This is a genomic window from Pseudomonas hygromyciniae, from assembly GCF_016925675.1.
Taxonomy (GTDB): Bacteria; Pseudomonadota; Gammaproteobacteria; order Pseudomonadales; family Pseudomonadaceae; genus Aquipseudomonas; species Aquipseudomonas hygromyciniae.
In genome coordinates, this window is record NZ_CP070507.1 from 114,761 (window position 1) to 132,667 (window position 17,907).

16 protein-coding genes are annotated in these 17,907 nt (G+C 52.8%); 8 read left to right on the forward strand and 8 right to left on the reverse strand.

Translation table 11 applies throughout. The annotated features are described in order from the left end of the window. Positions 1–12: 12 nt before the first annotated feature. Positions 13–186, reverse strand: coding sequence for a hypothetical protein (locus JTY93_RS28105; protein ID WP_162843699.1), 174 nt, complete (start codon positions 184–186; stop codon positions 13–15). Positions 187–222: 36 nt separating this feature from the next. Next, positions 223–753, reverse strand: coding sequence for a hypothetical protein (locus JTY93_RS28110; RefSeq protein WP_076965109.1), 531 nt, complete (start codon positions 751–753; stop codon positions 223–225). A gap of 589 nt (positions 754–1,342) precedes the next feature. Here JTY93_RS28110 and JTY93_RS28115 point away from each other — a divergent pair. Continuing rightward, positions 1,343–2,233: a hypothetical protein gene (locus JTY93_RS28115; protein ID WP_038445799.1), complete on the forward strand. Its 891-nt coding sequence runs from the start codon at positions 1,343–1,345 to the stop codon at positions 2,231–2,233. Here the strand turns inward: JTY93_RS28115 and JTY93_RS28120 are convergent. Further along, positions 2,212–4,152 (reverse strand): DEAD/DEAH box helicase family protein, encoded by a 1,941-nt coding sequence (locus tag JTY93_RS28120; RefSeq protein WP_038445798.1) that lies wholly within the window; start codon positions 4,150–4,152, stop codon positions 2,212–2,214. The genes JTY93_RS28115 and JTY93_RS28120 overlap by 22 nt on opposite strands. 515 nt (positions 4,153–4,667) lie before the next feature. Further along, a complete protein-coding gene (locus JTY93_RS28125) occupies positions 4,668–5,864 on the reverse strand; it encodes a hypothetical protein (protein ID WP_038445796.1) in 1,197 nt (398 codons plus the stop codon). Between the two features lie 398 nt (positions 5,865–6,262). On the opposite strand from JTY93_RS28125, the gene JTY93_RS28130 reads away from it, so the two are divergent. Next, positions 6,263–7,413, forward strand: a protein-coding gene (locus tag JTY93_RS28130; RefSeq protein ID WP_088500423.1) for an IS3 family transposase whose coding sequence is annotated in 2 segments (ribosomal slippage) — positions 6,263–6,497 and positions 6,497–7,413 — 1,152 coding nt in all. Because the reading frame shifts where the segments join, the coding sequence is not laid out codon by codon here. 394 nt (positions 7,414–7,807) lie between these two features. Here the strand turns inward: JTY93_RS28130 and JTY93_RS28135 are convergent. Both JTY93_RS28135 and JTY93_RS28140 read right to left on the reverse strand, forming a co-directional pair. Beyond that, positions 7,808–8,107: a hypothetical protein gene (locus tag JTY93_RS28135; RefSeq protein ID WP_169898852.1), complete on the reverse strand. Its 300-nt coding sequence runs from the start codon at positions 8,105–8,107 to the stop codon at positions 7,808–7,810. Between the two features lie 237 nt (positions 8,108–8,344). Next, the gene (locus JTY93_RS28140; protein WP_038445794.1) at positions 8,345–8,830 is read right to left on the reverse strand and encodes a hypothetical protein; all 486 of its coding nucleotides are present in this window, start codon (positions 8,828–8,830) and stop codon (positions 8,345–8,347) included. 466 nt (positions 8,831–9,296) lie between these two features. Here JTY93_RS28140 and JTY93_RS28145 point away from each other — a divergent pair, with 466 nt between their 5' ends. Then, positions 9,297–9,641: a hypothetical protein gene (locus JTY93_RS28145; RefSeq protein WP_154220709.1), complete on the forward strand. Its 345-nt coding sequence runs from the start codon at positions 9,297–9,299 to the stop codon at positions 9,639–9,641. Between the two features lie 652 nt (positions 9,642–10,293). Here the strand turns inward: JTY93_RS28145 and mobI are convergent. Further along, a complete protein-coding gene (mobI, locus tag JTY93_RS28150) occupies positions 10,294–10,767 on the reverse strand; it encodes a conjugative transfer protein MobI(A/C) (RefSeq protein WP_170058669.1) in 474 nt (157 codons plus the stop codon). 261 nt (positions 10,768–11,028) lie between these two features. Here mobI and JTY93_RS28155 point away from each other — a divergent pair, with 261 nt between their 5' ends. The 5 genes from JTY93_RS28155 (at position 11,029) to JTY93_RS28175 (ending at position 14,397) form a co-directional block, all read left to right on the forward strand. After that, positions 11,029–12,009: a ParM/StbA family protein gene (locus JTY93_RS28155; protein WP_038445791.1), complete on the forward strand. Its 981-nt coding sequence runs from the start codon at positions 11,029–11,031 to the stop codon at positions 12,007–12,009. Positions 12,010–12,045: 36 nt separating this feature from the next. Next, positions 12,046–12,318, forward strand: a complete 273-nt coding sequence (locus JTY93_RS28160; RefSeq protein ID WP_080727736.1) for a hypothetical protein — start codon at positions 12,046–12,048, stop codon at positions 12,316–12,318. Next, positions 12,311–12,874 (forward strand): transglycosylase SLT domain-containing protein, encoded by a 564-nt coding sequence (locus JTY93_RS28165; protein ID WP_080727735.1) that lies wholly within the window; start codon positions 12,311–12,313, stop codon positions 12,872–12,874. The genes JTY93_RS28160 and JTY93_RS28165 overlap by 8 nt, the downstream gene beginning before the upstream one ends. Positions 12,875–12,884: 10 nt before the next feature. Beyond that, a complete protein-coding gene (locus tag JTY93_RS28170; protein WP_047229208.1) occupies positions 12,885–13,919 on the forward strand; it encodes a hypothetical protein in 1,035 nt (344 codons plus the stop codon). 115 nt (positions 13,920–14,034) lie between these two features. After that, positions 14,035–14,397, forward strand: coding sequence for a hypothetical protein (locus tag JTY93_RS28175; RefSeq protein ID WP_169899552.1), 363 nt, complete (start codon positions 14,035–14,037; stop codon positions 14,395–14,397). A gap of 63 nt (positions 14,398–14,460) precedes the next feature. Here JTY93_RS28175 and JTY93_RS28180 read toward each other — a convergent pair whose 3' ends face one another. Further along, positions 14,461–17,898, reverse strand: coding sequence for a conjugal transfer protein TraG N-terminal domain-containing protein (locus JTY93_RS28180; RefSeq protein WP_170058668.1), 3,438 nt, complete (start codon positions 17,896–17,898; stop codon positions 14,461–14,463). Positions 17,899–17,907 lie beyond the last annotated feature (9 nt).

A 17,907-nucleotide genomic window follows, 5' to 3' on the forward strand; every position in this document is an offset into this window, starting at 1 on the left:
AGGCAGTTACAGTCAGAGCGCCCGCAAAGCTTCATCACAACGGGCTGCCAGCAGATCATGCAGTATTTCGGCGTCATTGGCCGCATCCACGCAATCGCGGAGCAGCGCTTTCTCCAAACAGCTTTTCAGCCAGTCACTGGTAGCAGGGTTGTTGAGAACTGCTTGAATTTTTTCGTCGATGGCCATGGTTCGAGTCCGATATCAAGTTTTGGGAGATTTTCTTCAGCGAGTAGCTGGCGCGGTACATGGCAGATCGCGACTCGGAAACTCGATATGCCGGTCTATGACTTCGAACACCGGCGAGATGAACTCTGCCGCAATTGCTTCGGACAGCGACTCCAATTCGAAGTCAGATACCTGCAGGCTCCCAGGCCAGATCTTGATATGTGCAGATTTACGAATGCCGACGCTTTGTCCTCGCTTGAACATCGCTTCATTCACGATGATCCCGAGCATCTCGGCCAACGCCACGCGACTCTTGAAAAGTCGAATGAGTGAGGAAAATTCGCAGTTGAGTATCACCCCGTCAACGATCACCTGGTTGGGCTTGATGTCGATGACGATGCGATTCGCTATCATTTTTTGCCACGACCGTTCCAGTAACCATGCCCCTCCCCCCGCGCCAAGGGTGATCGCGCCAGCAAAGAACCAAGTTCCGTAACCAATCGGTTCCCCGGTCCAGGGGGTGAGCGATGCTACCAAAGGCAGTGGCGCTATTGACATCGCTAGCAAAGCTTTTGAGATTTCGTTCATTTGAGGGCCATTTAATCGCGGGGTTTGAGCGATTATTTCATTCACCCTTCGAACGCAAGGCCGATTTCAGGACGGAAACCAGTCGGAAAACATCCACTCGAACTCTATTGCCGGCGGTGCGTTACGGGGAACACAACGGCTGTGCTTTCGCTGCCGAGAACGTACCTGCGAAGAGGGATCTGAAGGCTCGGCCTAGGCGGTTTGATGGTTTGATCCCACAATCGCTGGGCGTACACAACCAGCACGGCACTATCTACCGCTTTGAGCACAAATCCCTTCGGGACACGCTCTTCTGTGACCACTGGATCGTTGCTGGCACAAAGGTAGGCCACCATATTTGCACAGGTGTTCGCTAACCGCCCCGGGCTGAGCCAACTGACTGGTCCGAAACCTAGCCGTGAGGCGATATCGTCCGGAGTGACCTGGTGTCGAGCTAACGCTCGCTTTCCCGGGTTCTGGTAATCGCAGCTTCGCCGGGGATTTTACGTTCGGCGTGTTTGTGTGCTGCCTAATCAGACATCACACCTTGAAGCGTTGGGATTTCGGTAGGAGATGAGACGGTGGCCACCTCCTACCAGGAACCACCAGCATGGAACTCAACCGCCTCCCCGCTTGGCTTCAGGCTTACCGCGATGGCCATCGTCAAGGCAACGCCCAAGCGCTAGCAGCATATGCCGATTACTACTGTATGGACGGGTCAGCCGACATGGAGTTGGATATTGAGGAGCGGCTTGGCTACATCCCCCCGCCGATGGTCTCGTATGCAAGCCGAACCGGCACACGCCGCAACCTCGCAGCAATGCGCGGGGCGGGTTGGCGCTTACTCGTTTCTGCGGCCGGGGTTCTGCGCACTGAGGGGTTCGAGCATTACGCTTTGGACAACGGAGCGTGGAGCGCTTACCAGCAGGGCACGCAGTTCGATGAGCGTGCTTTCGGCCGTGCCGTGGATCTTCTTGGCGAAGACGCTGACTGGGTTGTCCTACCTGACATCGTGGCAGGTGGGATAGAGTCTCTGGATTTCAGCCTGCGCTGGCTGGATCGGCTGAAGGGATTTCCTCGAAGGTTGCTCATTGCTGTGCAGGATGGAATGGAGCCAGACGATGTGCGTGAGTTCCTGAGCCCATCCGTAGGGATATTTCTCGGAGGGAGCACCCCTTGGAAGCTGCAAACCATGGCTGCATGGGGTGTCCTTTCTCGTCGCCGCAACTGCTACTACCACGTTGGCCGGGTAAACAGCGCTCGACGGATCGGAATGTGCGCTGCCGCCAGTGCAAATTCCTTCGACGGGACCAGCGTGACACGCTTCGCCGACACGCTGCCTGCGCTCCATGCCGCACTATGCTATGCAGATTATCAGGGTGATCTTTTCTCTCTAGCCAAGGAGGACGTTGCGGCAACGCCATTCAATTGCTGTTGGCCGCTGCCTTCGAGACAGCACTGTTTTGATGGAGCCCACCATCATGAAGATGAGGTTATCTGAGCTTTCGCTGCCGTGGACATATCAGACGCCCAGTCCCGGAGATAACCAGGAACGATGAGCTTGTGACGAGCTCTCGATCCACCCGTGTAAAGGGCTGCAAAAGCCCTGCTCGCTGCAATTCGGTCGCCAGGCCCTACTTGACTGAGCAAGTCTGGAGCGAGCATCACTGCGTCGATTTCGGAATTGCGTGCGTCCATGACCCGGCCAAGCTGAAGCAGGGCTGTACCTGACACATCGAGGTTGAGTAACGATGCCTCGAACTCATATGAGCTATAGCCTTTGCTGAGCATCCGGTCGATGCGCTGAAAGCTACTATTTTTGCTGCCCATGTCCGCCCGGAGATCATCCCAGTGGGTGTATTTGAAGAGCGCGCTATGCTTTGGCCGTTCTTGATCATGGAACAGGCCTATGCAGTCGAGAATGAACCGGCGGAAGGTGTTGACTGCACCCGGTAGCAAACTGAAACGCGCGCCAGCGATGGCCAGGCGCTGAAACCACTCGAATAATCCCCACTCGGAATCTACGAGAATTGTCACAGCCCCAGTGGGAACCTCTGGCTTGTCGTAGTAAACAATCTTCGTCTCGATACCGTTGTTGCCCTCGATCGAGGCCAATTTCAGGATCGGGTGTTTGTCGATGAGGGGGTTTATGACTCCCTCGATTTGCCGGCCGGCGCGAATGGAGTGTGTGATCTCGTGCTTGCGGAGGGTGCTAGCACGCTGGTGGTAGCTCCCATCAAGGCGCTGGCATGCATCACCCAATGTAATCACGGGCTGAGTACAGCGGTCGAGAAATACCGAGAGTGGCCAGCTAAGGTCGTGCGCTTCGTCGACAATAATGTGGGTGAATTCTAGGCCTATCACTGCCTCATGAAGCAGGGTCATGTGCTTAATTCGGTGATACCCACGAAGCGGGAGCTGAAGGCGCGGATCGGTCGGCTCTATGGTCTGCTCCCACAATTTTTGCGCATACCCCACCAGCACCAATCGATCTACGGCATCAAGAGCAAGCCCCTTTGGGATGTGCTGCTCGGCTAACGCAAAATCAATGCTGTTGCAAAATGCGGCCACCATTCTTGCGCAGGCCGTGGCTACTTGAGCTGGGCTGAGCCTACTGATCCATCCGAAACCCAACCGTGACGCAATGTCTTCCGGGGTAACCTGGTGCCGAGCAGATGCCCGCTTACCTGGTCGGTAATAGCCGACACCTCGCTCGAGCACATAGTTGGCGAGATCTCCGAACGTCATTCCTCTCACGTTCGCGGCTCCGATTCGTTGCATCAATGCCTGGAGCTGGACCGCGGTGAAAGCCAGCACGAGTGGTCGGCTTGAGGAAAGCGAGTCCACTAAGCGTTCGATCATATGGGTCTTACCGGTACCAGCGAGGCCCTGGATATGAATGCTCTCATCGGGTTCGGCATGAATAATGCGGAATGTACGGCTCTGCTGATTCGACAGAGAAATTGTTTTTCCCGATGACGTCTCGAACGAATGCTTGAGCGGGTTGAGCTTCTGGGCGTGCGCAGCACGGAAATTGAAGTCCCAGATCCCACCGTTGAGGAATTGTTTTGCGTCCAACGTCTCCTCATCAAGGAAGCGAACACGCAGTCGAGGCATGAGCGCCAGCCCGCGCTCAAACAACTCTGGCTTAAATTTGCCTGCGATCAGATTAGAAAAAGTACCTGGTGGATGCGTGTGGCTCAGCTCTGTTCCAATCGAAATCAACTCGGCCAGGGCTTTCTCTACGAGCATTTCGCTTTTCGGTTTACCGTCCAGAGCCGGCAAATTCTGGAGGACTGCCACCGAAGCCACTTGGGGGACGTCCCACTGCCCCAACAGGACGCGAGCAGAAGTACTCGGATCAACCAAGGAATTGGCCTGGGAAGCCAGCAGCGGGATGTAAAGAACCGAATCGCTCACGCATTGTTCTCAATGGGATGCACGTCTACGAACGCCACCACCAGTAGCGCCAGTGGCAGGGCTTAGCTACCCAGTGTATGCCAGGTCGGCCAAACGTCACAGCATCTCACCGCCGGTACCAGTTGAGCTGGCAGCACCTAGCGGCCATGAGGATTTGGTTAGGCGGTCGCAGGTAGTCGAGATACCGACTAAAACTTTTCGCAGTCGGCGGGCCGAGTCTGTGCCATTAAGCAGCATTTGAGAGCGGCTGAGGTCGTTACTTTCTTCCCAGCCAATTCCTCTGGTATTTCCATCACCTGACTCATGATGGCCTCGCTTACCAAAGCATCGCCTTTCACTCAAGAGGAAATACCCATGGCAAAGCATGACGATGACAACCGCTCCAACCAACTGAATCCTACTAGCGACGCCTACTGGAGTTCCCGTGGCGAAGATGAGCGCCCGGTGGACTGGGAAGACCAAATAGCAGACTGATGTGCAACGGGAAGGGTCGACATCAACTCGACTCTTCCCGATCAGACCAGGGGCTGGCCTAGTAAATTTCGAGCCTTGCGGTACTCCTCTACATAGGAAAAAAAAACCGCCTCGATTAGCGACTCTGAGAAACGTCTCTTTTGCATTTCACCCAGCATATACCGACTGGTCTCAGCGAAATGAAAGCAGTAAACCAAGCCTGTGACCTCAGCCTGGGCCTCGCTTGCAGTTAGACCGCGTAAAACAGTCGCCTTGTGTGCGACCGCCGTGGCGAACGACAGCACGCTGTTGCGCTTGGGTCGCCCTTTCTCGCCAGAGAGCCAATCACGCAGCGTGTGTTGCCGGGAAGCAATCTCCGGGAATTCATTTTGATCGTAGTCGTGCTCGGCCCAGATCCGACCCAAGGAAGATGAAAGGGTATCGTCGGCTGGGCAACGGCACAGCACAGCGAAATATTTCAGGCAGAACTCAACTGCATTCGTCCAGCCTCCCGCTTTCTGCCTCACAGGAAGCAGATCCGCGAACAACATTTCGTTCTGTTTCCCCGCCCGAATCGTAAGCACCCATTGGGCCAAACTGCTGTCCACTATGTGCCAGGCGGCGAAGCGAAGCAGGAAACTAGCCAGGTCCGCTAGCCGATAATTGATGAAGTCAGAGCCCGCCACCACCTTGTCAGCATCGGACTCACAAGCCAGCAGTTGCAGCATACGCTCGGGGGAGCCTGGAGCACCCAACGTGTGCATCAGCGAGCTATTGGCCAGAGCTTCCAATCTGGCCCGGTTAGTAGGCATCGCTGGGAGAATTTTGCACATCAATTGCCATTCCGTTTCTAGCAAGCCCGCCCAGTAAGCGCTGCAAACTTCACTCTGGAAAGTGCGGTGAACAAGGACAATCCATTGGGCGTAAGGCTTCCAGAGGGCATCCTTCCGCAACGAGTCATGTAGCAGCCCATGGGAACTAGGGTTGGTCGCGAGTGTTTTAGTGAGTTTTAGGATCTGGCTTGGCCGCAACTGCATGGCAGCAGGCGGCTTGCTCATCCATTTGCTGAAGGTCTTCCAGGTCAACCAGCCAGGCTGATGATTTTGCTCATAGCATTGCTTGGGCAACTCAGGCATGCCGAGCACATCGAAGACGAATTCAAGTGGAGGGAAGAAGGTACAACCTTCGCGATAGGGTACTAGAGTCTCGCCCGGGCTGTTGATCAGGTCGAGAAGTTTCTCACTGGCTTGAGCATCCATGTTTTGCAAAGCTCCAGACGATTCGAATCCAATACATTATTGGCTGATACCAAATCGTAGAGTAGCGCAACTAGGGTGATCCGCGATGCGTATGGTTTGTCGGTAGAGCTTTCGCTTTGCCAATGTGGACGGCAGGCACCTACCAGTGTGCCGAGGGGAATATCTCTGTCTCGATTGCGAACGTCAAGTGTGATGCCGGATTTCGCCCTGCTGATTGAAATTTGAGCATCGCCGGGGGAGCGTTCCCCGTCAGCTGCGGCAGGGCTTTATCCACAGACTTACCCCCATTTTCAGGGGGTAAATATGATGGAGAAAGCACTGGGCAAGAAGACAGTATGAATCGCCCCTAGTTTCGTAGACACCTCCAAGCCTTAAAATGAGGCCCATTAGGAGGTGCCATGAGCAACCAGCGATATCCCGAAGAATTCAAAATCCAGGCGGTCAAACAAGTGACCGAAAAGAAGCTTCCTGTCTCGGAGGTGGCTGCACGATTGGGTGTGTCCGTGCACAGCCTCTATGCCTGGGTTAAGCGCTACACCAAGCCCCAGGAACAGCGCGTTGAGGAGGATGATCAGAGCGCTGAGGTTCGTCGTCTACGGGCCGAGCTGAAACGGGTGACGGAGGAGCGAGACATCTTAAAAAAGGCCGCCGCGTACTTTGCCAAGGAGTGCGGCTGAAGTACGCCTTTATTAAGCAGCAAGCGGGTCATTACGCGATTCGACGGCTTTGCCTGACGCTCAAGGTTCATCCCAGCGGCTACTACGCGTGGCTATCAGAACCAAAATCTGCGCGAGCCAAGGACGATCAGCGACTGCTTGGACTGATCAAACACTCCTGGTTGGAAAGCGGTGGTGTTTATGGCTATCGCAAGATCCATGATGACCTGCGAGAGGTTGGTGAGAGCTGTGGCCGTCACCGGGTAGCTAGGTTGATGCGCCTTGAAGGTTTACGTTCTCAGACTGGGTATCGACGGAGGCCGGGAAAATATGGCGGTAAACCAGCCGTTGCCTCACCGAACTTACTGAAGCGCCAATTCGATGTCAGAGAACCCAACAAAGTCTGGGTCACAGACATTACCTACATCCGAACATATGAAGGCTGGCTGTATTTGGCCGTGGTGCTCGATCTGTTTTCACGCCAGATCATTGGTTGGTCAATGAAGTCGCAGATGACCAGCGACGTAGCCATTGATGCACTGCTGATGGCGGTTTGGAGACGTAAGCCGAAGCAAGAGGTGATGATCCACTCGGATCAAGGCAGTCAGTACAGCAGCTCAGACTGGCGAAGCTTCTTGAAAGCTAACAACCTGGTAGCCAGCATGAGTCGTCGAGGTAACTGCCACGACAACGCTGTGGCGGAGAGCTTTTTCCAGCTGCTAAAGCGGGAGCGGATCAAGCGTAAAATCTACACTACACGCCAGGATGCTCGGGATGATGTGTTCGATTACATCGAGATGTTTTACAACCCAAAACGACGCCACAGTTTCAACAATCAGCTGTCACCGGTAGAGTTTGAAAAGCGTTACGCAGCGAGCCTGGAGAGTGTCTAGGAAACCCGGGGCGATTCAGTATTCGTATTTCTCAGATCTAGTTTTTGAAAGGAATCACCGAAGCTTCTGCACTGGGCATGTCTTCTGGACAGCCACTACGGTACTCACTTAGCCCCCAGAGTGCTTGGTGCACCGCTGCGGGTGAGCAACCTTCACGAATAATTAGCGTCATCCCTTCGATAAAGACCAGTGCCTTCCTTTGCTCATCACTCATTTGCTGTACATGAGGATAACAAGCCAGAGCGCTCATCCTGTAACTATCGCTCAGTCCGTTTAAATCTGGCCATGGTACTAAAACTACCTGGTCAGTTCCTGGATTCCAGCACAGCATTCGATTTTTACAGCTCGCACTTGAATGCATTCAACTATCTCCAATACAAAGACGCATGTTTTTTTATCGATTCACCGACAACCAATATCTCCCCGTATTCGGGTTGCTCAGCAAATATACATGTTCCATACCTTCAAACGAGGTGTCCAACTTTTTGACGCCTTCACCTAAATAATCACCCAAACGCGACAATACTTTTTCCTGCTCTGCTTGCGGATAATCTTTAATTTCATCAAGAACCATCTTCAGCTCTGTGATAGCCGCGGCAAAAAAAGTTCTTGCTCGCAACGCATCAGCGTGCCCGAGTGTTGGCTCGTATTCACTAAGCAATACCGCCATCACCATAGAACTTCGCTCACGCAACTCTGCACACTCTTGAGTCAGCAAGATTGCATTTAGGAGATCCTGACTCCAGGAATGTCCGCATGCAGGACCTCTAATATTTCCTCAGACGACCCCATGTCACCAGGTAGGTTGTAGCCATCGAAAGAAAAACTAACGCTGGCCCCGATCAACTCATTAACTCCATACATAAAACATCTATTCCGTATTTTTGTAGGTCACCGTAACGGCCTGCATTCATCCGCTTCGCGACACATTTCATAGATCGCGTTTCACGGCAGACCAATAACTTTCAATATTTTGATTTCCCATAAGTAAGATTCGCTCAAGCTCATCGAATGAGGTTTCCATATAGCTCCCTGTAGATCTGTAGTATGGACGCATGCCATCAAGAACCTTGTCCCGCTCATCAACTCGCATCGTGTTCAAACGATCAAACAGGATTTTTAGTTCTGTGAGAAAACCAATGTAAAACGTTCTCAACAGAAAATTGCGATCTCCAGCGTTAAGTTCTTCCTCCGCATCTTTAAGCAGACGGAATACTGCCTCAGAGCCAAGCCCCCTCATTTCTCGACACTTCTGTACATTAAGCAGCACAATCAGCAGGTCATGACTTCCAGGGACGCGCCTTTCTAGCTCAACAAACATCTGCCGTATCCAACTCGGTTCGCCGGGAATACAGAATTGGTATACAGCTTGATCGCCACTTGATCCGTACAGACGTATCCCCTTTAGCTTGCTCATGCCTGCCTCGTCATTTCATCTATTTTCGGCCGTCAGGGCTATCCGCTACGCGACACAGGTTGACCTCTACAAGATCCACCAAAGTTTATTTTATGGAAGTAAGTCGCTTCACTTCTAACACGGTTGATGGCCCAGTCGTCTTGCTGGGCTGTCGCCTCACTACTAATGACTGGGTAACACCTTTCGTTTTGACTCGTAGCTGATGCGATTCATCAGGCAGTAGTCGACAGTGTATCCGTCTATCCGGGTAACGATTTCCCCAGTCAGATCGAGCAGCGCAGATGCCCCTGCGTTAAATCCAATTCCGCCGCTGGCATATTTTCCGCTCCGAATCTGGAATCCTTTGGCGTCAGTGATGGATACGCCGGCTATCTCGTGCCATAGGAGAAATACACCCTCCCCGTACAGGCCGTCTTCTCGCACTGAAAAAAGAACCTGCCGGAGTTGGCTCCCATGGGCAACGCCTATGAAATCGCCGTTTGGTAGCACCGGCGGGAATAACCTACCGTCATCTCTTTTTCTAAACTCCAAATGTCACCGCCTGTTCATTGCCGTGTTTCGCCGGCTCTTTATGTTCGATATCACGCTGGTGACAACCAATGCTGACTTGATCGACAAGCTTACGCAGCAAGCGATGCCGGTAATGCACATGCCAGGAAAAATCATCCCGTGGATCGCTGATGTCCATGCTCCGAGGTATGGCAGGTTCGCGAAGATCATTCGCTTGGCCCTCCCCTTACGCTCGCATATTTGCCAGCCAAGGCTTTCATCGCCGCCCGCAGTTTCGCGCAGTCGGTTTTCGCATCGCTGAGTACATACCTCGATCCGTAGCAGGTCAGCCAGGCGGTTGCTAACCCGGCACTCAATGCGCCGATTGATCCAAGCAGTAGTTCCAGTTGTTCGCTCCCGTGCATGAGATTTACTCCCTCTCAATCCTGGCTGCTTACTCCAGCCCGCAAATTTGCGTTGTGCCAATGCTCCCACCATCGCAATCAATCCCAAGGATTTAGTGCGCTCCGAATCCGCTAGCTGCCCTCTCCCGTCCGCAGGCGTTTTCTCACTTCCGATACACCGCCTTCCCCCGCTTCGCGACACAGGTTTAAAGTTTTGAGCCCCACTCCCCATCTTTTATTTATGGAAGTCTGAGGTGTAACTTCCCATAGAGAGCAGCCTTTCACGCGGTCAATCCGCGTTTTTGGCTTTAAGCCCGCTCCATGCGGCTTTCAGGCATATCGAGCGTGAAGGGGTGTCGTCATGGAGTGTCGTCATGGGAAATTGGCGTTGTGAAGAGGTGTCGTGAAGAGGTGTCGTGGCTGAAAGCCGCATGGCACGCGGCTTGTGGGTTTTGCCACGTCCTGGTTCGGTAGCCCGTATACGTGAAGAGGTGTCGTCATGGGAAATCGGCGTTGTGAAGGGGTGTCGTGAAGAGATGTCGCAGCCTGACTACCGTAATACAGCACTACTTAGCGCCGGTCCTCCGCGAGAATGACCACCCTTTGCTCAACTGACGCTACCCTCGTCGCTGCTGCGATCAGCGATCTGCGGATCTTCTGGAGCATTGAACCGGCTACCCGTATCTCCCGAAGCTGTAGCTCATAACCACGCACGATAGGGTTCAAGCTGCCTTTCACAAAGTTGAAGCCATTCAGCGGGTAATTGCTACCCCGTCCCTTATCTAGGGTAGTGATCTTCTGACTGCCGTTCTTCCCGTCGCCCTTGATTAGCTCAATTTTCACCCAGTTAAACGAGTAAGCATTGGGGCTCGACTGCTTGACATTGATGCCAATGGGGATATGCCCAGGCTTGCCCGCATGAAGATCCAATGCTGTCTTGAAAAAGGCTTCCCGCAAATCCTCCGCACGCTCAACGAGAACTGCATACATCCGATCAATTTCAGCTACTGCTGGGTGCTTGGGTGCTTCAGAGGGTGAGTTCATGTGTTGCTCCTTTGTGGATGGGAGCATTTTGCGGGTCGACAGAGAAGGCGCGGATCGTTTTCAGACGCTAAAACGTCCTGAAAACGAAGCCCAAAGCTTTCAGGAAGGCTGATTATTACGGTGTGTCGTCATCTGGTGACCGGGTGATGCAGATATAGCGCTTGGGATTCTTTGGATATGGGGTTTCATGTGCTGCGGGGTCATGCGCGTCGTCATCTGACGCACTTCTTTTGTCATTTTTTTGCTGGGAGCGGCATACGAATGGGTAACGCCTTAGGTCTGGATATTGGTTACAGCAACGTCATTTGCGTTTTTGGCAGTGGCGATGGGCAACCGGAGTCGATTATTCGTCCCTCGCAGGCCGCTCCCTTGAGCGTTCTGCCTGGGGATTCTGGGTTACGCCCCGGTGAAGTAATCGTTGAAGTTGATGGCGCGCCCTGGGTGGCATTTGCCGCGCCCGGCCGAGTTCAGGATGGACGAGAGCTGCACGAGGACTACACTTCCTCGCACGCCTATGAGGCCCTATTTAAGGGGGCTCTGCTTCATGCGGCCGGTGATAAAGACGTGATTGACTGCTTAGTAACTGGCCTTCCTGTCTCGCAGGCTCGCGATAAGCCCTATGTAGAAGCCCTGATGAAGCGTATGACCGGGACGCATCGGATTACGCCCAAGCGAGAGGTTACGGTTAAGCAAGTAGAGGTTGTTGCTCAGCCTATCGGGACTCTGACGGAGATTTACTGCAACTCAGATGCTTCGGAAGTTATTGAGGAGTCAGTTTCAATCATTATTGATCCGGGGTTTTTCAGTGTTGATTGGGTGGTATTTGACCATCGCGAGCTAGTAGTAAACTCCAGCAGCAGCAGCCTCAAAGCTATGTCTGTTGTACTTGAAGCATGCAACGAAGAAATTGCGAAGGATCATGGCGGTATTCCTGGTGTAGAAAAGATCGAACATGCGCTTCAGTCGGGTAAGTCTTACATTTTGATTTATGGCCGCAAAGTTGAACTATCTGAATATCTCGAGCGTGCTGCCGAACGTGTTATCCCATCCGTCTTCACTGAGATCAAACAAGGACTTCGATTCCTGAAGGGGCGCGCTATCGACTGTGTGATTCTCGGCGGTGGGGGAGCCTCATTGTATGAGCCATATGCTAGAAAAGAATTCCCCGATGCGTTGGTAGTTAAGCCCGTTAATAGTGTAAAAAGCAATGCCGAAGGTTTCTGGCATATAGCACGCTCTTAATTAAACGGCTGCGCAGGGAAGCGCTGAGGAGGGAATGTGGATAAAACGATGAGACTACAATGTCGAGTCACGCCAGCGACACAAGAATTGCACGCGCATCTTGAAACTATTGACCCCGATTATCGGGGCAAAAGGCTTGTTGCAATGGCAGCACTGTATCTAAGTATGATTAGCGCGACCGAAGATACTAAAAGCAAGCAGGCTGATACTCAGCAGAATAATAATGTCTCTGAGGGCAGAAAAGAACCAATTAGTAATGAGCCAACGTCTCGCCCAGTTGCTAACTGGATAAGGGGGGCTAATGTTTAATATCCGCGCCAGCTCCTTTATTGCTGTCTATGCATGCATTGCTATATTTAATTCAGCAAGCGCTAATGGGTTTTCATTAAAAGGGACAATGTGGGAGCGAGCCTCAAAGGCCTCCGCATGCAAGCCGGACCCACTGCTTCTATATTCACTGGCCCTGAATGAATCTAAAACTTCCGCCGGAAAAGGGATGGTTGCACCACACCCATTTGCGCTTCGGAACGCGCCTAGTGGTGCCCTGTACCCTAATACCTATATGGATGCCAAGGTTGTACTCGGCAAGTATATTGCCGAAGACATTCTGACCGATATAGGGATTATGCAAATAAATTACCGTTGGAATGGTAATCGAGTAGCGCGCCCAGAGCTTCTTCTTGACCCTGAAGTAAACATCCGAATTGGTGCCCAGATACTTTGCGAGTCGATTGCGCAATACCCTGTCGATATGCAACTTGCTATTGGCGGGTACCATACTCGAAACCCTAGGCGGGAACTTGACGCACGCCAGTATGCGAGTAATGTGCTCAGCATTTGGCGTTCACTACAGCGTTTGAAGTAAGGGCAAAGACATGCGGGTTAAGATCAATGCATCGATGATACAAATGGGTCTGCGCTGGCTAACGTCTGGCTTGCGAGATTTCAATGTAATTCTCGCCGAGCAACGATTGACTCAAAGCGATATGGTTTGGCTTTCTTCTTTGAGCGCAAACCAGCGTCAGTTAAACGCTGTAGATGCCCTTCCCGTTTCCCTCTACCGTGTTCACTACAATACTTTGAAGGTTGGTAGGGGGTACCTGGACGATGAGGAATTCCGAGAAATCGGTAACAAAATGGTCATGTTCATGGAGTTTTGTCACTTCTCACGCGTCAATCAGACAAGCCCAATTCTTGCTGTGGGTCTCGACGATGTTGGGTATCGGGTGTTCGAGGCGGGTTCTTTCGACTCTCGCATGATGTTGGTAAGCCGCGGCGGGTTCTCTATTGGCACAAGATGCAACCTCAGGAGACTGAGGATGAACATGTCATCACCAGACGATCAATTGAGGGACGTAACCACAGTATTGCTTGGTGACCTCCGGTACTTCCTCAAGCCAGGCGTAAGTGGTATCGGTCGGGTCAAAGACTATCCGTCCACAATGCCTCTAGATGTGATCGCGACAGAGTTGCTTCAGCAGAAGCTACAGCCAAAGCTTGTAGCGCAATGGACAGGATTGAATGCTGACGAGGTAGTCCGGATGAAGCGCTCTTTGCTTCGTGATACACCCCTTGTACAGTCTCAAAGCGGTCGAATACAGGCACCGAATAAGACCTTGGCTGAGAGCCCGCTTCACTGCCTGCTCTACCTCACTGTGTACAGGCTTCTCGCCGACAATCCACTCCGCCGGACGAATGCTCGGGCGGTGGTTGCGGCTCATCGTGAGTACGTGGATCTGTGTAAAGCGGTTGGCATCCCGGCCAGTGAGTTGATCTCCCCTTCCAATGGCTACCAGCTCAGCAACGCAATGAAGACCGGTGACATCACCCTCACATCCTGCAGCAAGTGCAAGGAAATCAACGCTCGTTACGCGCTGAAACCCGGCCGATGCATCTGGTGTAACCACTGAGTCCCATCCAGGAAAAGCTGTTCGCAACCCATCCCCTCGCGTTGGGGCTTTTTCCGTTTGGGTTTTCCCCTGGTGGTGAGATTATGTTGGTGAGACGAACCCAATGGTGACCGAGATGCGAAACGATAAAGTTGAGTGCCAGTGCTGTAAGAAGATGATGGTCCCGAAGGTGATTACTAGCGCCCCGTTCTACATCAGCGGTGTGCCTATTGGAGGCCGCGATCCAGAGTCCTCAGTTTGTCCGTTTTGCCTCTCGCCGAAGTGGATGCTTACAGAAGACCAGGTCCTTACCGGTGCGAAGGCGAATGCTGAGTTCTTCGGCATCATGGTGCTCATTATGATCAACATTGTTGTGTTCACCCGTTTGGGTGCTCAAGCATTGTGTGTGAGCGCTGGTCTGTCCGTTATGCTGTTCCTGTTCCGAGTTCGCATCGCTAAGGCAATGAAGGATCGACTGGCTGGAATCTTCAAGGGGTAAAGCATGTGGTTGGTTAAAAAAAAGGCCGGGGAATCCCGGCCTTGTTGTTTGAGTTTAAATCATCTAGTCAGTATTAATCCCCGTAGGTCGTTGTGGTTTTGGGGCAGCCGGTGCCGCTGATGAAGGTGCTGGAACAGATTGGGTTGATTGCCTGGTCGGACCCTGGGTTGGAACTTGAACGGTCTCCTGACTGGTCGGGCCAGGTGATGGAATTTGTGGAACGTCCTCACTACCCGGCCCGTGGGATGGAATTTGTGGAACGTCCTCACTTCCCGGCCCGTGGGATGGCATTTGAGGCACAGCCTCACTTCCCGGCCCGTGGGATGGCATTTGAGGCACAGCCTCACTTCCCGGCCCGTGGGATGGCATTTGAGGCACAGCCTCACTTCCCGGCCCGTGGGATGGCATTTGAGGCACGTCCTCAGGTGATGGCGCTTGGTGCGTCTGATAGTGCACTGCGGCCCTTGAATCAGCGAGCGCTGTAAGGGTCGGATAGGAACCACTTTCGGGGGCTTTTGCAGCATCATCGATCGCGGTGATGGCCCCAGCGATGTAGTTGGTATCCCGAATGCCTTGGCTACGGTAGTAACCATTCAGCTCACGGTAGGCATCCCCCTCGGTCGATCCAAACTCGCCAGTAGCCTTGGCGGCAAAGTACTGCGCTTCCTCGGGTTTCAGCCCTTGATTGATACCAATGTCGTAATAGTTCTCGAGTTTTTCACTATCGGAGCCGCTGCGGAAGGCACCAGCAATCGTATTGATCCCTGTAAAAGCTCCATTAGCACCATTAGCTACAACGCTGCCTAGATTCGTACCTTGGCTCGCAGCTTGCCCCCTTGCTGCCAATGTTTCATATGCAGCTTGGGAAGAACGGTTACTCACGTGATCCTGATTTTGCGAGTTCGCATCAATCACTGGATCCATATTCTCGGAGTTTCGCTGCCCAATAACCGTCGCGCCATCCTCCTTCGTAGCTTGATAGCCACTGGCATTCATGTCATTTGAACTTGCATAGGCCCCAGCATTTGAGTTCCATTTTGCATCAAGCTTGCCCGCGATGGCGTCGGTGCCGGCAGTGGCCTTGGCGGCACTGCTTGTGAGACCAGCGTTCGAGTTTGCGTCTCCTTGGTTGACGTTAAAATCGAATGGGTTGTATTGGCTCATCAAGAGATCACCAAGACGTCCGTCCTGATTGATCGCACGAATTGCTGCCATCGCGCGACGCTCGCTCGTATCTTTCGACATGTCTTGGATGCTCTGGCTTCCAAAGGCTTGCTCATACAACTCTTTACCCGACTCTGTTTGCCCCGCGATTTTCTCAAGAGCCAGGCCAGTTTCATTACGCCCCAACCCTCGGGTGAGTGCCTTGACGCCGGCGTCTCTAAGAGAGAGAGATTGGCCTGCTTTAATCGTGTCTTGTAGCGAAGAGGCTTGATTGTAGGTCTGTTGAGCTTGAATCGCGCTTGAACGAGTCTTCCCGATTTCGTCGGTATTTGAAGCGCTCTGCTGAGCCAATGCGCTGCTCGAGAATGCGTCACCAGTAGCGAAGGTGAGCACATTCGAATCTGTTGATTGGACGGACTGCGTGAGCTGGGCCAGCGCCTTCTCTGCTTTGGCCCTGTTTTCCTGGGTCATAGTGTCAGCGGAGGTGTTATCTGTTCGCTTAAGTCCGCCAAACGGAGTTGAAACCCCCATCGCAGCGTTAGAGGTAGCCTGATTAAGTGACGATTCGGACAAGCCGAGACTGCGCAAGGATTCCTTTGCTTCGTTATAGGATGCATTTGAGCTGAGGGCAGAACTTGCTGAAAGGTTTTCCCCAATCTGCGCGAGCGCCTGTCGTCCCGTGCCCGACGAACTGAGTTGTTGCCCGGCTGCCTTGAGACTTTCCTGGTACTGCGACGTAGCAGTTTGTGAAGCCATACTTGCACTCTGCACCACAGAACTTGCTGCCTGCTCACTACTGATAGTTTCTGCAAGCTGCGTAGTGCCTGTTTTGGCAACACCTGTGCTCACCTGATCAGATGTGAAGGAAGCATTCGTGCTTAGAACAGGAGCGCTCGCCTGAGATCGAGGATTAACGTCCTCGGACTTGAATTTGTCACCAGACGTCATCTGACCCATAAGACTGTTTGCAACCATTGCAGAGCCGGAAACAATGAACAGTGCCAAGGGTGGCACCGAGGCGGCAAGCAGACCGCCAATGCCCAATGCCTTGCCGATGGCTTTGTCTATATCCATCAGTTGGAGCATTGCAAAACCAGGCCCTGTCGGGTCGTATCCGTTGAATACCGCCTCCATTTGGGCTCCTGCATACCAAAGGGTAAAGGCGTTCACGATACTTAGCAGAGGCATCCACAAGCCCACCGCTAGAGGAAGCACCAGGTATTTTCCAAGAATTGACAGTCCGGGCCCTCCCAGGAGAAGAGCGAAAGCAAGGAATGGGGTCATGGCGTAGAGCATTCCTTCAAAGAAGGCAATCATCGGCCTCATGTAATGCTTGAAGCTATCCCCTTTCCCCGCCCACTGGATTTCTTGCTGATTTAGCGACTCTCGGAGAGCCATAGCTGCTCTTTGCTCTTGCCAATGGTTCATAGCGTCGACACGAGAATCATTGAAAATTGGCGCAATCAGGGACGTCAAAACGTAGTCTTGAGCTGATTTGCTGCTCAGTGCAAGACTTTGAATAGCCTGATCAGTGGCCACTTGAACCTGGACGCCACTTGTCATCCGGTTGGTCTTGACCTCTTCGCTAAAACCTTTCTGAAGAATGTCCCCCAGGACGTCCGTGTAGACATTCTGCAAATGCGCGTTAAGGAACGAGCGCGCCTCTGCACAGCTTTTCATCGCGCCAGCTGTTCCATCATAAACGTAGATGAACATCGACGAGTTTTGGTTAGACAACACCTGCGACCAACCAGGTGCCCGGTAAAGATCAGTCAAGGTCTTATCGGTCCGCAGCGCAACTGGGTTCAGGGAGCAGAATGTCATGTACTCATTCACTGATCGTGGGAGATCCCACCCTTCTGATTTCCGATAGTTCTGGAAGCTATCCAGAGCCATCGGGTTTCGAAGGGCATCACGAACCTTCGACAATGTGCTCAGGCTAGAAAATAGCCCGTAATCAGTCATGCTTGGCGTTGAGAAAGCCTGCTCCGTAGTCTTTGTGATGCGATAGGCCACTGTAGAAATCACGGAGCCGACAAAGGCTGGGCCCAGAGGTACGTTATCCACCACCCGCACCTGCGATGACACCGTATCCTCGATGACCGTAGTGACCGTGGGGCCGTAAAACATCATGTAGAGGACAAGCACAAGGCCCGCCTTTCCGAAAGTGATCGCCTGATTATTAAAAACTGCTTGAAACGCCAGCAGGAGGAGGCCTAGTAGTGCGCCAATTCGGGCAAGGTCTTCGGAGTCGCCGCTTCCTGTGATCATGGCGCAGGCATTCAGCATAATTTCAAGAAATTCGGCACTGCCAGTCGTGTAGATTGTAAAGTCCATAGAATTCCT

Excerpts from the sequence above, each read along its gene's own strand:
- JTY93_RS28105 (WP_162843699.1), bottom strand. The coding sequence starts at position 186 with ATGGCCATCGACGAAAAAATTCAAGCAGTTCTCAACAACCCTGCTACC.
- JTY93_RS28110 (WP_076965109.1), bottom strand. The coding sequence starts at position 753 with ATGAACGAAATCTCAAAAGCTTTGCTAGCGATGTCAATAGCGCCACTG.
- JTY93_RS28115 (WP_038445799.1), top strand. The coding sequence starts at position 1,343 with ATGGAACTCAACCGCCTCCCCGCTTGGCTTCAGGCTTACCGCGATGGC.
- JTY93_RS28125 (WP_038445796.1), bottom strand. The coding sequence starts at position 5,864 with ATGGATGCTCAAGCCAGTGAGAAACTTCTCGACCTGATCAACAGCCCG.
- JTY93_RS28140 (WP_038445794.1), bottom strand. The coding sequence starts at position 8,830 with ATGAGCAAGCTAAAGGGGATACGTCTGTACGGATCAAGTGGCGATCAA.
- JTY93_RS28145 (WP_154220709.1), top strand. The coding sequence starts at position 9,297 with ATGAAATCGCCGTTTGGTAGCACCGGCGGGAATAACCTACCGTCATCT.
- mobI (WP_170058669.1), bottom strand. The coding sequence starts at position 10,767 with ATGAACTCACCCTCTGAAGCACCCAAGCACCCAGCAGTAGCTGAAATT.
- JTY93_RS28155 (WP_038445791.1), top strand. The coding sequence starts at position 11,029 with ATGGGTAACGCCTTAGGTCTGGATATTGGTTACAGCAACGTCATTTGC.
- JTY93_RS28165 (WP_080727735.1), top strand. The coding sequence starts at position 12,311 with ATGTTTAATATCCGCGCCAGCTCCTTTATTGCTGTCTATGCATGCATT.
- JTY93_RS28170 (WP_047229208.1), top strand. The coding sequence starts at position 12,885 with ATGCGGGTTAAGATCAATGCATCGATGATACAAATGGGTCTGCGCTGG.
- JTY93_RS28175 (WP_169899552.1), top strand. The coding sequence starts at position 14,035 with ATGCGAAACGATAAAGTTGAGTGCCAGTGCTGTAAGAAGATGATGGTC.
- JTY93_RS28180 (WP_170058668.1), bottom strand. The coding sequence starts at position 17,898 with ATGGACTTTACAATCTACACGACTGGCAGTGCCGAATTTCTTGAAATT.